The following is a 2159-nucleotide window of genomic DNA, read 5'->3' on the forward strand; positions in this document are numbered from 1 at the left end:
TCCATCGTGTCCTCCTGAAGCGTTCGATCATTCCTTCAGAAGGATACACGATGGGCTACCACTTTGACGTAGCCCTAGCGTTACCGCGAGGTGCTGGCGGCCAGTTTTGGGCGTGCGCTGCGGCCGGTGGTGAAGTCGATCCCGGTCGAGGTGCTGATCAGCGCGGAGGAGGCGATCATTCCTGGTAGCGACGCGCTGCTGCGTCCCGGCAACAAGGTTGCGCTCGAAGGCCGCTTGAACCCGGCGACCTTCCGCCTCCCCCGCGCTGCGCGTGAGGATGCGACGGTGCAGACGGCGTTGGAGCGAACCCGTACCCAGTTTGAGACGCGCAATGCGGATCTGACTCAGCGGGCCGAGGCAGCGCGTCAGCAGCGTCAGGCCACCCAGGAGCGGGCGCAGCGCGAGGGTCGCCCGAGCCAGACCCCGTCAGCACGGCAGCAACCGTTGAGCGGGGACGCCCTGGAGCGCCAGATTGCCCGCGCCCAACAGCGCCTGCTCACCAATCGCCGTGTGCGCGTCGAGGTCGGCTATGTCGAATTGCTCCAGGGCACGCCGGCATCCAGCGAGGAACGCGCCCGCCTGATCGCCGAGGCCGGTGAACGACGCCGGACTCCGCCAGCACGGCGCGAGGCCGCCGCCCCACCTGACCGCGCCGCCCTCCTGGCCGCCCAGGATCGTGATGCGGTGCAGGCGATGCGGGCAACTGAGAAGCGCGGCGCGGCGGTTGTTGATCATCCAGCAGGCGCTGGCGATCACGCTACCGGTGATCACGCCGAAGCCATTGACGATCACGCTGCCGCTGATCACGCCGAAGCCATTGGCGATCACGCTGCCGCTGATCACGCCGAAGGCGCTCGTGATGAGGCGGTCGGTGATGATCCAGCCCATGGTGGTGATGCGGCGGCCATGGATCACGCCGAGGCGGGTGATGACGATCCGCGTGCGGCGCAGCCCGGCCCGGTGCGCCCCCGCCGAGCGCGTTCCCGCTTGCATGCGTCGAGTGACGAGCCAGATCCAGGGGTAGCGGATATGCCGGATGATGAGGTGCTCAGCGCGTGAGTACCGCGTCACCCGGCACGATCACGCTGGTCGGGCGCACCAGTGCCTGGCAGCAGCGGCTGCCTGCGGGCGCGGCGGATCGGGGCTTCCGCCCCCCGCAGCCCGCCCGTGGCGCCCGTCCGCTGCACGCCAGTTGGCTGCACCACCCGGCCTATGGCACGCTCGGCGTCGCATTGGCCCCTGACGCGGAGGGACACGGCCTGGCGCTGCGGCGCGGTCAGTGGGTGCAACTCACCGGGGTCGTGCGCCCCCATGTTGCCGTTGCCCTCCCCGATGATCCGCGCTCGGCGCAGGCGATCAGCCTGGCCCCGCTGCTGGTCGACGTCACGCAGGTGCGCCTGGTCTCGCGCAACGAGGACCTCCCGCCCCTCACCGTGACGCCCGCCCTCCAGGTACGCGTGCTGCCCCCAGCGCCAGACAGCCCAACGACGCTCCTCCCGTTGGCTTCCTGGGCGGACGCCGTCTACTGGCGGGGTAGCACCACCACCTCAACGGTCAGTGTCGCCTGGAATAGGGTGCGCGGTGTCGTGACGCCGAGCGGGTCGCTCCGCTACCTGCGCTATGTGCTCAGCCTGGATGCACCGCGCCAATAGACCGCGAGGATAGCCGATAACCAATCGTACTCCAGGTGGAGGTGGTGGACGACCGCACCTCTATCCACCACGACAGAACCCAACGTGCGCAACATCGGGCAACATCGGGCAGTTTGCGGCAGTCTTGTGTGTGCTTTGCGTTCTTTTGTGGCTCACCTGCGGGCGTCTGAGCGAACCTCCAATGCCCAGGCCGCCGTGTCCATGATGCCAGCCAGCAGAGGCAGGGCGATTACATCATACGAAACCGGATACAAAAAATACGCTCTCTTGAGCAGCATGTGCATGCAACCAGCGGCGCAAATGGCGGCACCCGCCAACAACGGGGCACCCGCAAGGGGTGCCCCCTCAAAGGGTTTCACCTGTTCTGGGAAGGGCTTCCCAATGCAGTAAAACGCCTCATGGGTGCGTGCCAACATATATACCGCATTGGGAGATACTGTTGGCGAACCCACCATAGGAAGCCCGCTCAGAGCATCTAGCCCATGAGTTTGGCAAACGCTGAGGTTC

General features: G+C 66.8%; 2 protein-coding genes. Both read left to right on the forward strand.

Annotation, left to right across the window (positions count from 1 at the left end):
• Positions 1–129: 129 nt before the first annotated feature.
• Positions 130–1059: a hypothetical protein gene (locus tag A9Q02_RS22955; protein ID WP_172451301.1), complete on the forward strand. Its 930-nt coding sequence runs from the start codon at positions 130–132 to the stop codon at positions 1057–1059.
• Positions 1056–1652, forward strand: coding sequence for a hypothetical protein (locus tag A9Q02_RS22960; protein WP_097655414.1), 597 nt, complete (start codon positions 1056–1058; stop codon positions 1650–1652). The genes A9Q02_RS22955 and A9Q02_RS22960 overlap by 4 nt, the downstream gene beginning before the upstream one ends.
• Positions 1653–2159 lie beyond the last annotated feature (507 nt).

Source organism: Candidatus Chloroploca asiatica, assembly GCF_002532075.1.
GTDB classification, from domain to species: domain Bacteria; phylum Chloroflexota; class Chloroflexia; order Chloroflexales; family Chloroflexaceae; genus Chloroploca; species Chloroploca asiatica.